The organism is Helicobacter sp. CLO-3 (genome assembly GCF_001854545.1).
Lineage (GTDB): Bacteria > Campylobacterota > Campylobacteria > Campylobacterales > Helicobacteraceae > Helicobacter_B.
Window position 1 is genome coordinate 18,833 of the sequence record NZ_MLQN01000008.1, and the last position, 18,953, is coordinate 37,785.

An 18,953-nucleotide genomic window follows, 5' to 3' on the forward strand; every position below is an offset into this window, starting at 1 on the left:
TTTGATAAAGTGAAGTTATAATAATATCATTTTTTGTCGCCAAATCATCAATAAGGATTTTCTTGCGTATTTTTTGTGTGTCTGTGGCAAGTGTATTTGCAAGCGTGTTGGCGTGTGCTTTTGTAGGCGGTATAGCGGGCTGCACGAGCTATTTTGAAAAAGGCTATCACCCAGCTGTTTTGGAGGAGAAAAAAATCCAATCCACGCGCAAAGTCCAAATAATCAAAGATGACAAAATCGATTTGGTGATTTTTGCAACCTATCTAAACGACATTGAAAAAAGCTTTTATAAAAATCAAGAATACTTTTTTGTCGAGTTTTACGCGCCTTCTCAAGAGCCACTAAACTTGAAGCGCATCCAGCTAGAAATCGCCGCGCAAGATAATAGCTGGCACACTCCGCTTTATATGCGAAAAATCCCTCCAAGCGAGTATGACAATATTTTTATGCCGCTCAATAAATGGTCTAGCTGCTATCTCGTGGCGTTTGAGAAGTCTGAAAATATCGATGATGAAAAGGTGCGGCTGCGCGTCAGGGTCGATGAGAAGGCGGATATTTTTGATTTTAGCTTCCAAGTTATACCATTTCAGGTTATTTGAGAGCGCGATGCGGCTGGATAGGTATCTGGTAGAGTGTGGGTATTTCGACTCGCGCCAAAAAGCCAAAGAAGCCCTGCAAGCAGGCAGTGTGCTCATAAATGGCAAAAAGATTTGTAAGGCGTCGTTTGAAGTGGATTCTCATGCGGCGGTGGCTGGTGATTTGGGCGCTGACGCAGAATCTAGTTTTGTGGATTCTAGCGATTTGGATTCTCGTATTTTGGATTCTAAGGGGTTGGATTCTGGCGCAGAATCTATACGCGTAGAGATACTATCTAGCGGCTATGTGTCGCGCGCGGGGCTTAAGCTTGAGGCATTTTTGCAAGCGCATGGAAATATTTTTGATGAAGCCGCGTTTGCTAGGTGGAAACGCGTCGTTGATGTGGGTGCGGCGCGTGGCGGGTTTAGCGAGGTGCTGCTAGCGCGAGGTGTGGAGCATGTGAGCTGCGTGGATGTGGGAAGCGCGCAACTGCATCCAAAAATCGCCAATGATGTGCGCGTAGTGGTGCATGAAAAATGTGATATCCGCGACTTTGCGCGTTTGTATGTGGATTTTGGCGCAGAATCTAAAAACCCAGAATCCAAATATGCCGCCCAAGTCCAAGCCGCCCAAACCAAAACCCAAGCTATAGCCACAGCCCAGCGCCCCTTTGACCTGCTTGTGTGCGATGTGAGCTTTATCCCGCTAGAGAAGGTGTTTGATGCGCTAGAGATTTTGAGCGATGAGATGATTTTGCTTTTTAAGCCACAATTTGAAGTCGGCAAAAGCGCTAAGCGCAATAAAAAAGGCGTGGTGCAAGACAAGGCTATCATCAGCCAAAAATTAGATGAATTTAGCGCGTTTGTGGGCGCGCGAGGCTATGGCGTGCGCGTGCTGGCAGAATCTAGCGTAAAAGGAAAAGAAGGAAATGCAGAATATTTTATCTACATTGGGCGCGCAGTGCGATAGTATCGCGATAGGCAAGTTTGATGGCTTGCATATCGGGCATCAAAAGCTGCTTTCACATCTCACGCCAAATGGCGCGGTGCTTATTATCGATATGCCAAATGGCGAGTTTCTGACCTCGCTAGAGGAGCGCGCGCGGCGGCTGCCAAATGCGCGCATGATAGAGTTTGAGATGATAAAGGATATCGAGGGGGAAGCTTTTATCGCGCTTTTGAAGCAGGCGCTGCCAAATCTTAGGCGCATCGTCGTGGGATATGATTTTCGCTTCGGGCGCGATAGAGGCTGTGGCGCGGAGGATATTGGCGGGATGTTTGATAGAGAAGTCATAGTCGTGCCGCAAGTGCGCTACAATGGTATCCCACTGCACTCAAGCGCGATAAAGGATTTTGTGCGGCATGGCGATATCGGCGTGGCAAATGCGATGCTGGGCTGGCGCTATCGTATCGCTGGCAAGGTGGTGCGCGGGCAGGGGATCGCTAGCAAGGAGCTATTCCCTACGATAAATGCGCGCGCTAGCGGCTTCGTTCTGCCCTCAAATGGCGTGTATGCCACGATGGTGGAGGGCATGTGGGTGGTGAGCTTCCTAGGGCAGCGCATAAGCACGGATGGCAAATACGCGATAGAGAGTCATATCATAGGCGGGGATTTTGGCGCGGGGGATTTTGGAGTGGCGGATTCTGGCGCAGAATCTAAAAATCTAGAATCCAAACTGCGCGCGCTTGGCGAAGTGGATGCTGACATAAACATAGAGTTTTGCCAAAAAATCCGAGAAAACAGGCGCTTTGAGAATCTGCAAGATTTAAAAGCGCAAATCGCCCTAGATATACAACAAGCGCGCCAAATCCTAGCGCGAGAATCCAATGCAAGAATCTAGCGCACGCTAGCGCAAATCAAGCATCAAAAGCTAGCAAATAAGCAGAATCTAAAAATTGTAAATAGCGCGATTGGCGCGAAACAACGCCAAAAATCAAAGTAGAGAAAAAAATCAAAGAAAGAAATTGCAAAAATTGTTTATGGGCGTGATGCATATTTAAGTGGCAGAATCCAAAAGGACTCGCGATTTTGCGCCAAAACAAAGCAAAAATCAAGACTAAAACAAAACCAAAGCGCGCTAAATCAGCGCATTTACTTCCTGCGCGCCATTATAGAGGGCTTTATATCGCTCTATGAAGTCTTTTTGTGCTATAAAGTAGGGATTTTTGGGATTTATTACAGGCTTATTTGTGCGGCCTGTATAATTTGCGCTGGGTGATATTTCATCGTTTTGCGCGCTATTGTTTTGCATATTATTATTTGGTGCGCTATCATTTGGCGCGTCACCATTTTGCTGGCTTTTATCTTGCGCGCTGGCAGCTTTTGCCTGATAGGATTCTGTGAAAACATAAAGCGTCTGCGCGGCCGCCATTTTCTCCACTTCGCTCATCCCAGCACTCGCGCGCTCGAAAATCTCATATTCCTCATCGCTCATCTGCTCCAAAATCCCAAGCCCAAAGGTTTGGCGCGTTTTAGGCGCTAGCGTGGCGGATTCTGTGCTTTCTTGTGATTTTTTGGTGCTGGTGATTTGCTCTATTTTGGCTGCTTTTTTGGTGCTTTTGGATTCTAGATTTTGGCTGGCATTAGTGCTAGAATTTTTGGCACTAGAATCTTTAGCATCTTGCGCTTCATCCTCGCTAGTTGCGCGCTTGGTGGATTCTTGTTTGATATCTAAAATAGATGAAAGAGAAGTAGTAGAAAGACCATAATCAATACGCAACGCACACGCTCCCACAGGATTCTAAAGACCAGAGATTTTAAAGACCAGAATTCTAAAGCCAAGACATAAGCAAAAACCACTCCAAAGCGTTTGGAGTTTAAGACGCATAAAGGCTGGGTTTGTTACAATCGCCTTATGAAAAGTTTAGAATCTATGTTTTCAAAACAACGATTGGATAGCTATGCGAGCGCGCAAGAGCATTTTGCAAATCTAGAGCTCATTGGCAGAATCGCACCGATGCTATTGATGATAGAGATATGTCTAAGAAATAGCATTGATAATAGGCTTGGCGGAGTGGCTAGCAATTGGCTTTATGATTCACAAGAGGATTTCATACAAGAAGCCATAAAAAAAGAAAACGATAATTTGCCAAAACATCTAAGAGGGCACGCAACACTAAGCCATCATCAGCTTATATCAAAATTTAGCTTTGGGTTTTGGCTAAAGGTGCTAGATAGAGTGCAAAATATTGGTGTATTTGTTGATGTGAGCGCGATTGATTTGCAAAAATACTATGCCAAAAATAATGAGATTGTGAATAATCGCAAAATAAGCGACTACGCAAAAATCAAGGCTATTTTCTCTTTGGTTTGCAAAATAAGAAATCGCGCCTTTCATGCAGAAAATCTAAAAAAGCTCGATGATAGGGATATGCCTGTGATTCGGGCTAAGTTTGGTAAAAATGTTTTTAGGGTAGAGGGTTCAAAGATTGAGGAATTTTTGCAGGATGTATTTAAGCTATTTGAAATGCAAGATTCAAGAGTGGGGAACTCAAAAATCCCCACGACCAATGCGATTATAAAATCTATAGACTTATAATGTGCTTAAGATTCTGCAAGTCTGCTTTTACTTCTTATTGGCAGAATCTTCGCTGGTAAAATCTCCGCTACCAGAATCTCCGCCAGCGGAATATTCACCAGAACGACCACCACCAGAATCCCAGCCACCAGAATCCCAGCCACCAGAATACCCACCAGCAGAATCTTGCGGATTTGCGAGGCGCTCGATGTTTGATTGGATGCTTATTATATTGTAGCGCGCTTGGTTGATGTTGGTTTGCATGGTGGTAAGCAGCAGCTGCGCGTTGATGAGCTCGGTGTAGGTGGAGAGATTTTGCAAGTAGCGGTTGTTTATGATAGTGTAGTTTTCTTTGGCTTGATTGAGCGAGATTTGTGAGATGTTGAGCTGGGATTTGGCGTTTTCATAGTCGCGCAGGAGCGCATCGATCTGTAGCGCGGCGTTGCGCTCGTATTGCGCTAGATTGTGTTTGAGCGCGAAAACATCATAGCGCTTCGTCTGATACGCAAAGCCATCTTTCAAGCCATTGAAAAGATTTAGCGTGACATTGAGGCGCACCTGACTTTGCAAGCCATAGTAGGTGTTTGCCGCGCCCGCGCCATCGATATACCAATACTTCGTCCCCACCAAATCCACCTGTGGCAAAAACTGCCCCTTAGTCGTTTTAAACGCGATTTGCGCGGATTCTAGCTGGGATTTTAGCAGGAGATAATCCGGGTTGTTTGCCAAAATCTGCCTCACAAGCTCAAGCCTATCATACGCATAAAGCTTCACATCTTCTATCTCTTCGATGCTTTTTTCATCGACTTCTTCGCCGATAAGATTGCTTAGCTCATTTAGCGCGTATTTGAGATTCATCTGCGCGTTTTCTAGCGAGATTTTGGCGGTGGAGAGCTGTAGCTGCATCGTTAGCACTTCGTTTTTGGCGCGCAGTCCTTGCTGATAAAAAGAGTTTGCCTTTTTTAGCTGTTCGTTTAGCAGTTTGGCGGATTCTTGCGCGGTGATAAGCAGCGCTTTGCTTTGCAGGATTCTGATGAAAGCTAGCTTTGTGCTAAGCACGACATTTGCCTTGTTGCTGTGAAGTGTCAGCTTTTGGCGCGCTAGATTCTGGTTTGATTCGCTGTATTTTAGATAGTCGATAAATCCGCGGAAAAGGTTCATACTAGCGCTTACATTGAAGCTATTTAGCGAATAATCCGGTGAGATGCTAGGCGAGTTGAAGCTATAAGAATAGCCCGCATTTACCACCGGCAAAAAGTTGGCGTAGGTGGTGTATTTGTTGTAGGTGGCGGCACTTACATAGCTTTGGCGCGATTTGATTTGTGCGGAGTAATCGAGCGCTTTTTGTATGGCTTCTTGCATGTTTAGCGCCTCTGCGCGCGGCGCGCCAAATGTGGCAAAGCTAAAAATGCCAAAAAATAAAGGCGTCAAAAAAAGCTGTGAAAATAGCTTTGGTTTTTGGCGTATTTTTGGCATGTTTTTTAGGCGCGCAATGAGGCTTTGCTTTGCTTTGGCAACTTTGGCAGTTTTTGCAAACTTTGCCCCAAGATTCTGGCATATTTTTATAACACTTTTTAGATTCTGCTTTATACTAAGCGGCTTGCGAGAATCTTTAGAGTTTGTAGAATCTTTGGAATCTTTGGAGTTTGTAAAATCTTTAGAATCTTTTGGTGGCACGCTTAGCAAAAGTGCCGGAATGATAAACACGCTAATAATCGTCGAAAACGCGATCCCGCCGCTGATGACAGCGCCAAGCCCGCGATAAATCTCACTGCCATCGCCTGCAAACACCGCCAAAGGCAGAAGTGCTAGCACGCTAGTAAGCATACTCATATATATGGGCGAAAGCCTCGTGCGTGTAGAATCCAGCACGCTCGCGCGCCACTCCATTTTATAGGATTCATAGTTGATTCTAGCTTGATAGATGATGAGAATCGCGTTATTCACGACACTTCCTACAAGTATGATAAATCCTAGCATGGTGATTACATCAAGGTTTTGTGGCGCGACAAAGCGATTTACCAAAAACAGCCCCATAAGCCCGCCAGCCGTAGCCAGCGGCACGCTAGCGATGATAAAAAGCGGATAGAAAAAGCTCCCATAAAGCGCGCACAAAATGAGATATGTAATAGCCACCGCCAGCAAAAATCCGCCCATAAGCTCGCCCTTTAGCGCGCTAAGTTTATCAGCATTGCCATTTAGCGTGATTTGCAGATCTTTATACGCGCTAGCCACAGGCGGGATGATGCGCACTCTTAGCGTGGTGATGATCTCTTCTAGCGGTTTATTGCCACTAGGATTTAGGATGAGAAGCGTGTTGCGCTTTTGCTCGAAATGTCGTATCGTAGAGACGCCAAGCGTGTTTTGCACTTCACTTAGCGCGCCCAGCATCACGATGCGCCCGCTTGGCGCATAAATCTGCGCGTAGAGTATGTCTTCTGGCGAGCGCCTGTCGTCTTTGGATTTTAGCACCAAATCGATGTAGTTATCATCGATTTTGATATTTCCTAGCGTTTTCCCGCCCAAAATCACATCCACGATATTCCCAAAGCTCGCCACATCAAGCTTGTTTTCTAGCAGCGCAAAGCTGTTTGGATAGAGGTTTATCTCGCGGTTATTAGACTGCAGGGCTGGCACGGCGCGTATGTTTATGTTGGTGAAATTTTCATTTATAGAATCTTTTAGCTTTGAAGCGGCTTCATAGATGTTTTCTAGGTTTGCGCCACTGATATTTACATCCACGCTAGAGCTTCCTGCCCCGCTAAATATTTCTTGGCGTAGCACCACGCCGCTTATGCTAGGGATTTGCGCGATGACTTCTCGGGCAAACTCCACCACCCTGCCAGCCTGCGCGCTGTCATCTGCTACGAGATAAAAATATATCGAGCTTCCCACACTTAGGAAAAAATCTTTTATCTCTGGCGTTGCGTCTGCGCTTGTTTGCTTGTAGCCATTCTCGCTTAGAAATGGCGAGATTTTGTCAATGATAGATTTTGCGATGTATCGCTTCTCATCTAGCGAGAATCCCGGCGGTGTGGAGACATAGGAGATGATGAAGTTTTGCTCGCCTTTTGGCATATAGTCTGTCTTAGGGAAAGCCAAAATGCTAAACGCCGCGCAAAAGCCCAAAAATCCAAAAATCGTGATAGCGCGCGCAAGCGGTGTGTGCGTGCATTTTACCACGCCTTTCATGATGAGGCTTGAAAGCTTTGCGCCAAAGCTTCCGATAGAATCGCTTAGCTTTGAGTGCTTTGGCGTGTGGCGCGTGCGGAGCAAAAATGAAGGTATCACAAAAATACACACGATAAATGCGATGACTATCGCGCTACTTGCTGCGATGCCGATGTCTGCAAAAAGCTGTCCTACTTCATCTTTCAAATAAATGATAGGGATAAAAATCGCGATAGTTGTGATGCTTGAGGCAAAGAGCGCGCCGATGACTTCTTTTAGCCCTTTGATACTAGAATCTATGGGTGTATTTGGCGCTTGGCGGTTGTTTCTGATGATGGATTCTAGCACGACGATAGCAGAATCTATAACCATAGAGATTGCAAAAGAAATGCCCGCAAGCGAGATGATGTTTAGCGTCCTGCCAAAAATATGCAATACCACAAAAGTGCCGATGATGCTAAGCGGGATGACGAGTGCGACGACAAAAAGCGAGGTAAGATTCCGCAAAAATAGCAGCAAAACAGCGATTGCTAGCACCATACCAATGATAATGCTTTGCTTGACTTGATCTATCGCATTTAGGATAAATCCCCTCTGGTCGCGCCCCCAGTCAATCTTCAAGCCGCGCTGCTCTAGCACTTCAGCGTTTAGCTTGTTGGTTAGATTCTCGATTTTATCGGTTAGCTCTAGGATGTTGGCATCAGCGGTTGGGCGGATTTGGATAGAGATGACTTTGTCGTTGTTGTGGATGTTGAAGCTTGTTTTTTTGGCATAGCCGATTTGCACGCTGGCGACATCTTTTAGGCGGGTGATTTTGCCATTTTGCACTTTTAGGATGGTCTCTAGCACTTCATTTATCGAGCGGTAGGCGCCTATGGTTTGGATTCTGTAGTTGCGCTGGTCAAAATCGATATTGCCAGCAGAGATATTGTGATTGCGCGCGCTTATGGCATTGATGATTTCTTGTATGGTTATGTTGTTGTAAGCGAGCTGCGCGGCGTTTAGCGTGATTTGGACTTGCTTAGATGTCCCACCAGAGATAAACACCTCTCCCACGCCCTCCACGCGCTCATAATACTGCAAAATGTCGTTGTTTATGATGTCTTTGTAGATGTCTATGTCACTGGCGGTTTTTATGGTATTTTGCAAGTTTTGCGCGGTGTTTGCTTTATTTAGCGCGGTGTTTGCTTTGCTTGGCGTGGCATTGCGCGCTGTTTTTTGTTGCTTTGGTGTTTTTGGCTTATTTTTTGTTTGCGCGCCAGAATCTGCTTTGCCAGAATCTGCTTTGGCGGATTCTGCATTTTTAGATTCTGCTTTGGCAGATTCTGCAAGCGCCTCTTGTGAATCCGCCTCTTGCAAATCATCTGGCATATCAGAATCCAGCGTCTTGACAAACAGATAAATCGCCACCGGGATCGTCTCGCCAGTGGTTTTGATAAGCGGCTTTTCCACGCCATCAGGATAGCCGCCCACCTCCTCAAGCTTGGAACTCACCTCTATAAACGCGCTTTTCAAATCCGTCTCTAGCCCAAACTCAAGGTTGATAATCGCCATGCCATCGCGCGAAGTGGAGGTGAGGCTTTGGAGATTTTTGAGATTTTTTAGGTATTTTTCTTGGTTTTGCGTGATTTCTTTCTCGATCTCATAGGGCGACGCGCCCGCCCACTCGGTGTAGATGCTAATTGTTGGATGCGTGATTTGTGGCAGAAGCTGGTAGGGGATCTGGCGCAGCGAGATGATGCCAAAAAGCACAATAAAAATCGCGATAACGCTAGCAAAAACCGGCCGAGTCAAACAAAATCGCACCAAACCCATATCTATCTCATCGATACTAATATATGCGCTTTTGTCGCGCTAGAATCTAAAAAAGCGGATTTTAGAGATGCAGATTCTAGAGATGCGGATTCTAGGGATTTTGCAAATGCTTTGGATGTCGCAGAATCTAAACGCGCGGATTCTAAAAACGCTCTAGATTCTAGTCGCGCCAAATCCGCGATAATACCAGAATCTAATTTCGCAACCTCCGCTTTTGCAGAATCCACTTTCGCAACTTCCACTTTCGCCAAATCCGCATTTTCAGATTCTACGCCAGAATCCACCTTGGATTCCGCATCTATCACCATCGCGCTTTGATTGGTGATTTTTACTTCCATTTCATCAGCTAGGCTATCTTGCCCGCGCGAGACGATAGGCTCGCCACTTTTTAGCTCGCCAAGCACGAGCGCGAGAGAATCCTGCGTAGCGACGACTTCTATCGGCACGCGCACCGCCTTTTTGTCGCGCACAATGAAGACAAACGCGCGATTTTGCCGATACACGATGCTATCGCGCGGGATGATGAAGCCCTTTTGATTGGCAGAAATATCAAGCAACGCCTGCGCCACCATGCCGTCCAAAAAGCTGCCATCATTTCGCACAGCGATATGCACTGGGAAGGTGCGCGAAAGCGTGTCAGCTTTTGGGATGAGGGCGGAGATGCTGCCTTGGTATTTTTTGCCAGCGATGATGAGCGGCACTTTTTGCTTGAGCTTGAGCGCGCGCACCACGGAGCTAGAGACATCGACTACCACTTCCGTGTCGCGCGAGTTTAGTATCTGACAGATAGCATTTCCCACCTCTACCCACTCGCCGATATGCACGCGCTGCTCGACGATGATGCCATCAAATGGCGCGTATATCGTTTTTTGCGCCACTTGCGCTTTGGATATGGCTAGCTCGCCTTCAAGCGCTTGGATTCTGGCTTCTTGGGATTTGATTTCATATTCTAGATTCTCATACTGCTGGATGGATATGGATTGGGATTGCAAGAGGTTTTTGTAGCGCTCTAGCTCGTTTTTTTGCCGCTCGAGCGTGTAGCGCGCGTCTGCGATTTTGGCTTGTTTTATCTTGATATCTTCTAGCAATAGCGCAGAATCTAGGCTCAAAAGCTTTTGGTTTTTTCGCACGCTATCGCCGATGTTGAAAAACACCTTTTGCACGATGCCTTGCGCGGGCGCGGCGATTGAGCTTATTTCTTTGAATCGCACGCTTCCTACAAAGGACTCTATTTTGTTTAGATTCCCGTATTTTATGGGCGTGATTTCCACAGGCACAGGCTTTGCGCCAAGCAGCGCGCAGGCAAAAAGCATATAGCAAAGAGTGACGATTTTTGGCGCGATGTGGATTCTGGGCGCTTGGGCGCTGGCTGTTTTGGCATAAATTTTGCCACCAGTTATTTTAAATGACGCGCTCACTGCACGACCTTTATGATTTTTATCAAAATATTTCGCAAAGCCGCCAGCTCCGCAGAATCCAGCGTATCATCAAAAAGCGCATCTACATCTTGCGCAAAAAACGACAATTCCTCGATTTTGTCCTTGCCTTTTTTGGTGATGCGAATATGCGTGATGCGCTTGTCTTTGGAGTCTTTGGTTTTGGTGACAAGCCCCTTGCTTTCTAGCGAAGAGATGAGGCGCGAAGTAGTCGTCATATCTTTTAGCAAAAACGCCGAGAGCTCGCCTATGCTTATGGCATTGTCCGCGCACGCAAGATAGTGCAATATCCCCAGCTGCTCGAGCCCCATGCCATAGGGGCGTAGCTTGTTTAGCACATAGTTATGCATCAGCCGCGACGCATGCCCGAAAACATGGCTGATATTTTCCTGCTCCAAATCCTTATCTTCACAAATCGCCATCAAATCTCACTTATTGTTTAATACTTGCTATTGTATCGAAACTTTGGGTAAAACAAAAGACTCTTTTAGTAAATGAATATTTATAAACTTAAAGTATGTTTTATTGCGGTTTTATTGCAAAATTCAAGCTTTTTTCTAATAGTAAAAATATTTAGGACTTGTTAGTTCATATGGCAAAAAGTATATTTTTGACATTTTTATATTTTTGAAAAATGGCTGCTGTGATAAAATCAAAAAAACGGGGTGTTTCCTAAACTTTAAAAAACTAAAACCCAGCAACATGCAACATAAACATATATGACTATAAAAAACAAAAGATGCGCAACAATATTTATCAAGCGCTCCGGGTTTGCTATGGCATTAGGTATTTGCCACTAGTTGCGACAAATGCCACATAAAAGTAAAAAAATGTTTGAATTTACAGCGATATTTTTGGATATTTTGCTATACTGCAATGATTTAACAACCCCCACAAAGGACACACGATGAAAATCACATACACCCTCACTGATGAATCCCCAGCGCTTGCCACATACTCGTTTTTGCCGATTTTGGAGACATTTGTAAAGCATGCAGGCATAGAAGTAGCGACTTCTGATATTTCGCTCTCCGCTAGAGTCATCGCGCAGTTTAGGGATATTTTGCCAGAATCTAAACGCATCGATGATGAGCTAAAAAAGCTAGGCGAGCTCGTGCAAGACCCGCAGGCAAACCTCATCAAAACGCCAAATATCTCCGCATCTATCCCGCAGCTAAAAGCGACTATCAAAGAGTTGCAAGAAAAGGGCTTTGCTATCCCTGATTTCCCGGATGAGCCGGCAAATGATGAGCAAAAAGCTATCAAAGAAAAATACCAAAAAGTGCTAGGCTCCGCGGTAAATCCGGTGCTGCGCGCTGGAAACTCTGATAGACGATGCACCAAAGCCGTCAAAGACTATGCCAAAAAGCACCCTTATAAAGTAGCGCCATTCTCCAAAGACTCCAAAACGCGCGTGTCATACATGGCTAAGGGCGATTTTTTCGATAATGAAAAAGCCGTGCTTATCGATACGCCAACGACTGCTAGCATAATTTTCAAGCCAAAAAATGGCGGGGAAAATGGCAAAACAAAAATAATGAAAGAAGGCATCAAGCTTGAGAAAAATGAGATTTTGGATGCGACATTTATGAGCGCGCGCGAGCTAGATAAGTTCTACGAGGAGCAAATCGCGGTGTGTAAAAAAGAAGACATTCTTTTTTCGCTGCACTTGAAAGCTACGATGATGAAAGTGAGCGATCCGGTGATTTTTGGGCATGGTGTGAAGGTGTTTTTCAAAGAGCTTTTTGAGGAGTTTGGCGATGAGCTAAATAGGCTTGGTGTCAATGCAAACAACGGCGTATCCGAGCTTCTAGCAAAAATAGAATCCTCTCCCAAAAAAGAAGCGATACAGAAAAAATACGCGCAAATCCTAGAAACAAGGGCAAAAATCTCGATGGTAGATTCTGCCAAAGGGAGGACAAATCTGCATGTCCCAAGCGATGTGATAGTCGATGCCTCCATGCCTGCGATGCTGAAAAATGGCGCGAAACTTTGGGATAAAGATGGCAACACTTGCGATACCAACGCATTGATACCAGATAAAACATACGCGACTATTTATGAAGCAGTGATAGAAGATCTGCATAAAAATGGCGTGCTAAATCCAGCGACGCTTGGCAGCGTGTCAAATGTCGGGCTAATGGCGCGCAAGGCGCAAGAATACGGCTCTCATGACAAAACTTTTATAGCGCCAAGTGATGGGGTGTTTGAGATAGTGGATTCTAGTGGCAAGGTGCTTTTGTCGCATGAGGTGCAAAAGGGCGATATCTATCGCGCCAATGAAGCCAAATATGACGCGGTGGAAAACTGGATAGACCTAGGCATCGAGCGCGCGGATATCACTGGGAGTGAGGCGATTTTCTGGCTTGATGAAAAAAGGGCAAGCAACAAAATCATGGCAGAGCTCGTGCGCGCACGCCTCGCAAAAGCTGGCAAATCGCTACCCATACTAGCGCCAAAAGAAGCCTGCCAAAAATCGCTAGAAATCATCCGCGCTGGCAAAGATGTGATATCTATCAGCGGAAATGTATTGCGCGACTATTTGACTGATCTTTTCCCGATCTTAGAGCTTGGCACAAGCGCGAAAATGCTCTCCGTCGTGCCTATGCTAAATGGCGGGGCGATGTTTGAAACAGGCGCTGGCGGAAGCGCGCCAAAGCAAGTAGAACAGCTAGTGGATGAGAATCACTTGCGCTGGGATAGCTTGGGCGAGTTTTTGGCATTGCAAGCGAGTTTAGAGTTTTACGCGCAAAAAACCAAAAACAAGCAGGCAAAAACGCTGGCAAACGCGCTAGATTCTGCTATTGGCAAGTGGCTTGACAATGACAAAGCGCCTTCGCGCAAAGTCGGCGAGGATGATAACCGCACGAGTCATTTTTATCTAGCGATGTATTTTGCGCGCGCGCTGGCAGACCAAAGCGAGGATGGCACTATGGCTGGCTTTTTCGCGCCTATCGCTAGCGAGCTAGAATCTAATGAAAGCGCGATAAGAGCGGAGTTTAACGGCGCACAAGGCGTGAAAGTCGATCTTGGCGGATACTATAAACTCGATGATACAAAAGCGCAAGATATCATGCGCCCAAGCAAGACATTTAACGCGATAATAGAAAAAATCGCCGGAAAATAACTAGGAAATAATTAAATAAATAAGCGTGGTGTCTTATGGATGTCGCGCTTATTTAAATAGATTTGCCACGCATAACCACACATAAATTGCTTTTATGCGTTTATCTCTAAGCCAACGCACTTTCTATGCTCCAAACTTACTGCAAAACACACGAGAAAGCCCTGCAAACAACACAAAATTATAAACAACGCAAATTGTAAGGCGACACAAAAATGCCACTTTACCCTATTATCTCCCTGTTTCCTTTGGCGTTTGGTGCGGAGAGGAAGCCTTGCGCTTCTAGCTCTTCTACGATACTAGCGGCTTTGTTATACCCGATGTTTAGGCGGCGCTGCAGGTTGCTTATGGAGGTTTTGCCATCAAGCAGCATCATTTTTTTGGCTTCATCGATTAGCGCGCCGCCCTCTTGTGCGATCTCCTCCTCGCTTATCGCGCGCGGCAGGCTCGCATCCGCCAAAAAGCTAGAGTCATACTCCACCTCGCGTTGCGCGCGGATAAACTCGACTATCTTTTCTATCTCCTCTTCGCTAGTCCATGGCGCATGAAGTCGCAGCACGCCACTGCCCCCGCCACGCGAAAATAGCATATCCCCGCGCCCTAGTAGATTCTGCGCGCCTTCAGTATCCAAGATGACGCGAGAATCCATCCTAGAGCCGACTTTGAAAGCGATTTTGGCAGGCAGGTTTGTCTTGATGAGCCCTGTCACGACATCCACGCTTGGGCGCTGCGTGGCGACTATCAGATGCAAGCCGGATGCGCGCCCCATTTGCGCGATGCGGATGATCGAGGCTTCTGCTTCCTTGCCGCCTGTCATCATAAGATCAGCTAGCTCATCGATGATTATCACGATAAAAGGCATGACTTCCTTGCCTTCTTTGCGCGCTTTTTCGTTGTAGTTATCGATGGTTTTAGTCTTCATCTCTTTCATCGCCTCATAGCGCCGCTCCATCTCGCGCGCGACATTTCCAAGCGCGATTATCGCCTTTTTAGAATCCGTGATTATAGGCGTCAGAAGGTGTGGTATCTCCTCATAGAGGCTAAACTCGACCTTTTTGGGATCTATCATGATGAGCTTTAGATTATCAGGCGAGTTGCGATAGAGGAGCGATAATATCATCGCATTTACGCCCACACTTTTCCCGCTGCCCGTCGTCCCGGCTATCAGCAAATGCGGCAGCGTTTTTAGATCTGTCACAAATGGATCGCCCACTATGTCCTTGCCAAGCCCCAAAGCAAGCGGCGAAGCGGTGTTTTTAAACACTTCAGATTCCAAAATCTCGCGCAGATAAATCGTCTGTGTCTCAGCATTTGGCACCTCGATACCCACAGCGTCTTTGCCCGGGATTGGCGCTTGGATGCGGATAGAGCGCGCGCTTAGCGCCATCGCTAGATCATCGCTTAGCCCTGCTATGCGGCTTACTTTGACATTTGGCGCTGGGCGAAACTCAAATGTCGTCACCACCGGTCCCGGATAAAAGCGCACCACATCGCCATCGATTTTAAACACTTTTAGCTTGGAGAGCAGATTTTGCGTTTTGGTGTCTATCTCGCCATCCTCAAAGCTAGGGCGCTGGTTGCCGGGGTTTTGCAAAAGCGCGGTGGAGGGCAGATTATAATCTTTTGGCAGTTCTAGCGCGCCCTTTTCAAGCGTGTTTAGCTGCGCTCTGCTGGCTTCATAAACGCTGCTTGCTTTTGGGCTTGGCTTTGGCGGCTGGGGTTGCTGGGGTTGCAAAATTTGCTGGTGTTGCTGGGGTTGCGCGCTGTCAGTGCTTGGCGTGGCTTGTGGATTCTGCGCGCTTTGTGTTATTGGCGCAGGTTGTGCGCTAGGATTTGGCGTGCTCATGGTTTTTGGCGCTATTGGTGCGCTAGATTCTGGCGCTTGAGAATCTAGCAGCATAGAATCTGCCAAACTAGAATCTAGAAGAGCAGAATCTAAAAGCGCAGAATCCGCGAGTTTAGATTCTGGTGCATTTGGCATCGCGCTGGCAAAAGTTGGTTGAGTCGCTTGGGTTGTTTGTGTCGCTTGAGTCGCTGCGTGCGCTTGATGTGTCGCAAAATTGCCAGAATCCATTTGTGGCGCGAAGTTTGCATCATTTGCCACAAAGCCAGCATTAGATTCTGCGCTTTGGTGCGCGCTATATCCCATGCTAGAATCCACACCAAACGCCGCGCCACTAGAATCTGCGCTTATCGCCGGATTTACTATTTTTGTGTAATGCGGCGTGAGCGGCTCTTGATAAGGCATCGCCTCCTGCTCGCGCGCTTTGGCTCGCGAAAACACCTCTTGGGGGTTGATTTTCAGCAGCTCGCCCTCTTCTTTGGTATCCACGAGGCGCACCATTTTTTTGTATTTTTCCTCATCTTGGTGCTTTTGCTTGGACTCCAAATCATCATCGCGATACATCACAAACACATCTTTTTCATCAAACTCCGCCTCTTGGCTGGCGTTTGGCACCAGCGCATTTAGTGTATTGGCTAGATTCTGGGCTGGCGCGCCTATATTATTTGCGCTATTTGCACCTGCACCCTTTTGGCTGGGCGCAAAAATATCTGGCGTAAATGCCGGCGCGCTAGAATCTAGTGCATTATTTACATAAGGATTTGGATTCTGTAAAACTGGATTCTGCGCAAAATGTTGCAAAGGATTCTGCCCGCGAGAATCAAAAGTACGAGAATCCAAAGCACCAGAATCTACAGCGGCGCGAGAATCCAAAGCGCGAGAATCCAGCGCACTAGGCGCACCACCAGCGCCCAAATCAAACACTCCGCCACCAAGCGCCCCACTATCAAACGCCTTGCTGCCAAACCCATCGCCACTAGAATCTTTTCTGTCAAACTCTTTAATAGAGGGGCTGTAGAAAAACGCCGCTATTTTGCTAGACACACTAGAGTAGATTCTGCGCGCACCGCGCATGCAAAGTGGCGCGAGATACGCGTATGCTTCTTTGAAATTGTGCGCTAGATATTTGGCTATGCCGACAATTGCGGATTTTGCGCGAGTGTAGAGCCATATCACTTGCTTTGGCGCGATGAGCATCGCCCCGCCAAGCAAGCACAGCACCACAAATATCCCCACACCTATGGGACCAAAAATGGGCAGCAGCTTTGAGATAAGAATCTCGCCAAGCTTCCCCTCGCCAAAAAGCAAAAACTGCCCTACAAGCACCACAAGGCTAAGCAAAATCGTAGCCGTGATGATTTTTAGCCGCTTTGGCGTGAGTGTAGAATCTTTATAAAGTGCGTAGGCAGGGTAGAGAAAAAATAGCAAATACACATATCCCAGATACCCAAACCACGAGAGATTGAGCATTGCAAACGCGCGCCCATACTCGCCCATCTGCCCGCTAGCCCCAAAGATGGTCGCCAAACTCAAAATGATAAAAAGCGCGCACCACGCGCACAAAACATATATTTTCTTAATGTAAGTCCCTTTAAGCAAAGTTTTTCTAAAGATATTATAGCATATCGCGCTAGAAACAAAGGAGATTCTGCATACAGATTCTATGCAAAACTTAGATTATTATCAACATTAGGGGGCGCAGAGATGCACGGAAGGATTAGTCGCTACTCGATGGCTACGGGCTCTGGAGTCATCACCAATTATTCCAAAAAGATTTTTGAGCTACGAAAAGAGCATTGGCATGATAGGAAGCTTTTGCCTGCTGCTGGCGTGTATGTCGAGTTTCGCGTGAATGAAAGCGGCATCATCGTGGATGCGCATAGCTCTGCGTATCAAGTTTTTGGTCCAGATTCTCTTATCAAAGAGATAGATTTCTGGAAAACAGACACTGATGAAGAGCTTCGCACCAAAGAGACAGACCTTCGCAACCAAATCGCAGAAAATATATTTAAACAAACAAACTACCTCGAGATGAAAAGCATCGAGGTTACCATATCCACAGAAAACTGCCTAGAAGAGTATTTCACCCCAGAATCCAATGCCATAAAACTAGCGCTAGAAGACACCGAAGAAATCCCGCCAGAAAAGCAGCTAAACTACCTCATCGTGCGCCGCTTTTTGTCAAAGGCTATAGATTATTTGGTGTATTGCGACAAAAATATTACGCCTGATGTTTTTGCCAATGATTTGCAAAAGGTAAATAACCTCGAATACTCCTACAAAGCGCTGGTTCAGAGCGCAAACCTCAAACCAGAGACGATTTATACAGAGGTGTTTTTGGATAAGCAGCTGCATTACAAAGGCGCTATCAAGGCGATTTTGGGGATAAAAGAAAAAGTCATACAGCTTAGAAACAAAGCGAAATTTTGCATGAATGAAGTGCGTAAGCTTCGCAACCAAATAGAAACCAACAAAAAAGACTCCACGCTGCCCCAAAAGCTAGAGACGCAAAAAAACATCATGGCAAAGGCGGAGGAGGAGATAAAGATTCTCGTCGAATGCCAAACAAGACTAGAATCTATCACCAAAGATTTTAGAGAAAATCATCTCAATATGTTTAGCGAGACATATCGCAAGATGCATGATGAGCTGCTAGACAAAACGCGCGAGGCGCTAAATATCGTCGCCACCGCACTAGATAATAAGATGTGGAAAACAGGCATGGCATCAACCTCGGTGCATAATAACTTTTTCAAACACGATATCAATAACCCCTACTGCACGATGACATTTTACGCGCAATACCTAAAAAGGCTAGATAAAAACAAGCTAGCAGACAATGAAAAAACCGGCTACAACTACTTCCAAAAATATAAAAAGCAGCATGAGAAGCTATTTTTGATATACACGACAAACCAAAAGCTAGAAATGTATCTGAAGCTTCAAATTATGTCTGCGTCCAAAGATTATAGCGTGGTGGTTGCCAAAACCGATGGCGAGTTTTTGTCAAACATCAACTCGCAAAGCTTTGAGCTAGGCTATATCGATCCTTTCATACGCGGGAATCCAAAGCAGCTCGTCGAAGATGCCAAAACCTCCAAACACAACAAAAACACGCGCTTTGTCATCATCTCACCAAAACAAGCCACAAGCCTAGCAAATCGCTAGAATCCAAAATCTAACCGGCAAATTTGCATAAGCCGGTTTTAGATGGAACCGGTTCTGATATATGCAGAAGCTAGCAAACATTGACTGGACGTTGATTGTACTTTTGGAAATGTTGGCGCATGTCAGGAGCGGTAGAATCTAAACTCCAAAGCGAGATTTAGATATTTGCTGAATTGAAAAAATACCCCAATATTTGAGCAATAACCACTAATACTAAAATACACTTAGAAAATACTATTAGATATTACTTCATCAATACTAGTTTATCTGGTTTATAAAACTGCTATAAAGACCACTTATCTA

General features: G+C 46.0%; 11 protein-coding genes. 6 read left to right on the forward strand and 5 right to left on the reverse strand.

All coding sequences use genetic code 11. From position 1 onward, the window contains the following. Positions 1–62: 62 nt before the first annotated feature. The 3 genes from BKN38_RS10995 to BKN38_RS03370 are packed head-to-tail and all read left to right on the forward strand — an operon-like array spanning position 63 to position 2,416. The gene (locus BKN38_RS10995; protein WP_066458179.1) at positions 63–599 is read left to right on the forward strand and encodes a hypothetical protein; all 537 of its coding nucleotides are present in this window, start codon (positions 63–65) and stop codon (positions 597–599) included. Between the two features lie 7 nt (positions 600–606). Continuing rightward, positions 607–1,545 carry a TlyA family RNA methyltransferase gene (locus BKN38_RS03365; RefSeq protein WP_158655937.1) on the forward strand — a complete coding sequence of 313 codons (939 nt, stop codon included), beginning with the start codon at positions 607–609 and terminating at the stop codon, positions 1,543–1,545. Next, the gene (locus tag BKN38_RS03370; RefSeq protein ID WP_066458177.1) at positions 1,505–2,416 is read left to right on the forward strand and encodes a riboflavin kinase; all 912 of its coding nucleotides are present in this window, start codon (positions 1,505–1,507) and stop codon (positions 2,414–2,416) included. Before BKN38_RS03365 ends, BKN38_RS03370 begins: the two co-directional genes overlap by 41 nt. A 237-nt stretch (positions 2,417–2,653) precedes the next feature. Here the strand turns inward: BKN38_RS03370 and BKN38_RS03380 are convergent, their stop codons facing one another. Continuing rightward, entirely contained in the window at positions 2,654–3,295 is a 642-nt protein-coding gene (locus BKN38_RS03380) for a hypothetical protein (protein WP_066458173.1), read from the reverse strand. A gap of 135 nt (positions 3,296–3,430) precedes the next feature. On the opposite strand from BKN38_RS03380, the gene BKN38_RS03385 reads away from it, so the two are divergent. After that, positions 3,431–4,114 carry a hypothetical protein gene (locus tag BKN38_RS03385; protein ID WP_066458171.1) on the forward strand — a complete coding sequence of 228 codons (684 nt, stop codon included), beginning with the start codon at positions 3,431–3,433 and terminating at the stop codon, positions 4,112–4,114. Between the two features lie 27 nt (positions 4,115–4,141). Here the strand turns inward: BKN38_RS03385 and BKN38_RS03390 are convergent, their stop codons facing one another. The 3 genes from BKN38_RS03390 to BKN38_RS03400 are packed head-to-tail and all read right to left on the reverse strand — an operon-like array spanning position 4,142 to position 10,937. Then, on the reverse strand, positions 4,142–9,058 hold the full coding sequence (locus BKN38_RS03390; RefSeq protein WP_158655938.1) for an efflux RND transporter permease subunit: 4,917 nt from the start codon (positions 9,056–9,058) through the stop codon (positions 4,142–4,144). Positions 9,059–9,081: 23 nt separating this feature from the next. After that, positions 9,082–10,497: an efflux RND transporter periplasmic adaptor subunit gene (locus BKN38_RS03395; protein ID WP_066458161.1), complete on the reverse strand. Its 1,416-nt coding sequence runs from the start codon at positions 10,495–10,497 to the stop codon at positions 9,082–9,084. Further along, positions 10,494–10,937: a MarR family winged helix-turn-helix transcriptional regulator gene (locus tag BKN38_RS03400; protein WP_066458159.1), complete on the reverse strand. Its 444-nt coding sequence runs from the start codon at positions 10,935–10,937 to the stop codon at positions 10,494–10,496. The genes BKN38_RS03395 and BKN38_RS03400 overlap by 4 nt, the downstream gene beginning before the upstream one ends. Before the next feature lie 485 nt (positions 10,938–11,422). On the opposite strand from BKN38_RS03400, the gene BKN38_RS03405 reads away from it, so the two are divergent. Next, positions 11,423–13,642, forward strand: a complete 2,220-nt coding sequence (locus BKN38_RS03405) for an NADP-dependent isocitrate dehydrogenase (protein ID WP_066458157.1) — start codon at positions 11,423–11,425, stop codon at positions 13,640–13,642. A 220-nt stretch (positions 13,643–13,862) separates the two neighbouring features. Here BKN38_RS03405 and BKN38_RS03410 read toward each other — a convergent pair whose 3' ends face one another. Continuing rightward, positions 13,863–17,081 carry a DNA translocase FtsK gene (locus tag BKN38_RS03410; protein WP_233712878.1) on the reverse strand — a complete coding sequence of 1,073 codons (3,219 nt, stop codon included), beginning with the start codon at positions 17,079–17,081 and terminating at the stop codon, positions 13,863–13,865. Between the two features lie 105 nt (positions 17,082–17,186). Here BKN38_RS03410 and BKN38_RS03415 point away from each other — a divergent pair, with 105 nt between their 5' ends. Further along, complete coding sequence (locus BKN38_RS03415; protein WP_066458152.1) at positions 17,187–18,650, forward strand: hypothetical protein; 1,464 nt, start codon at positions 17,187–17,189, stop codon at positions 18,648–18,650. Positions 18,651–18,953: the final 303 nt, after the last annotated feature.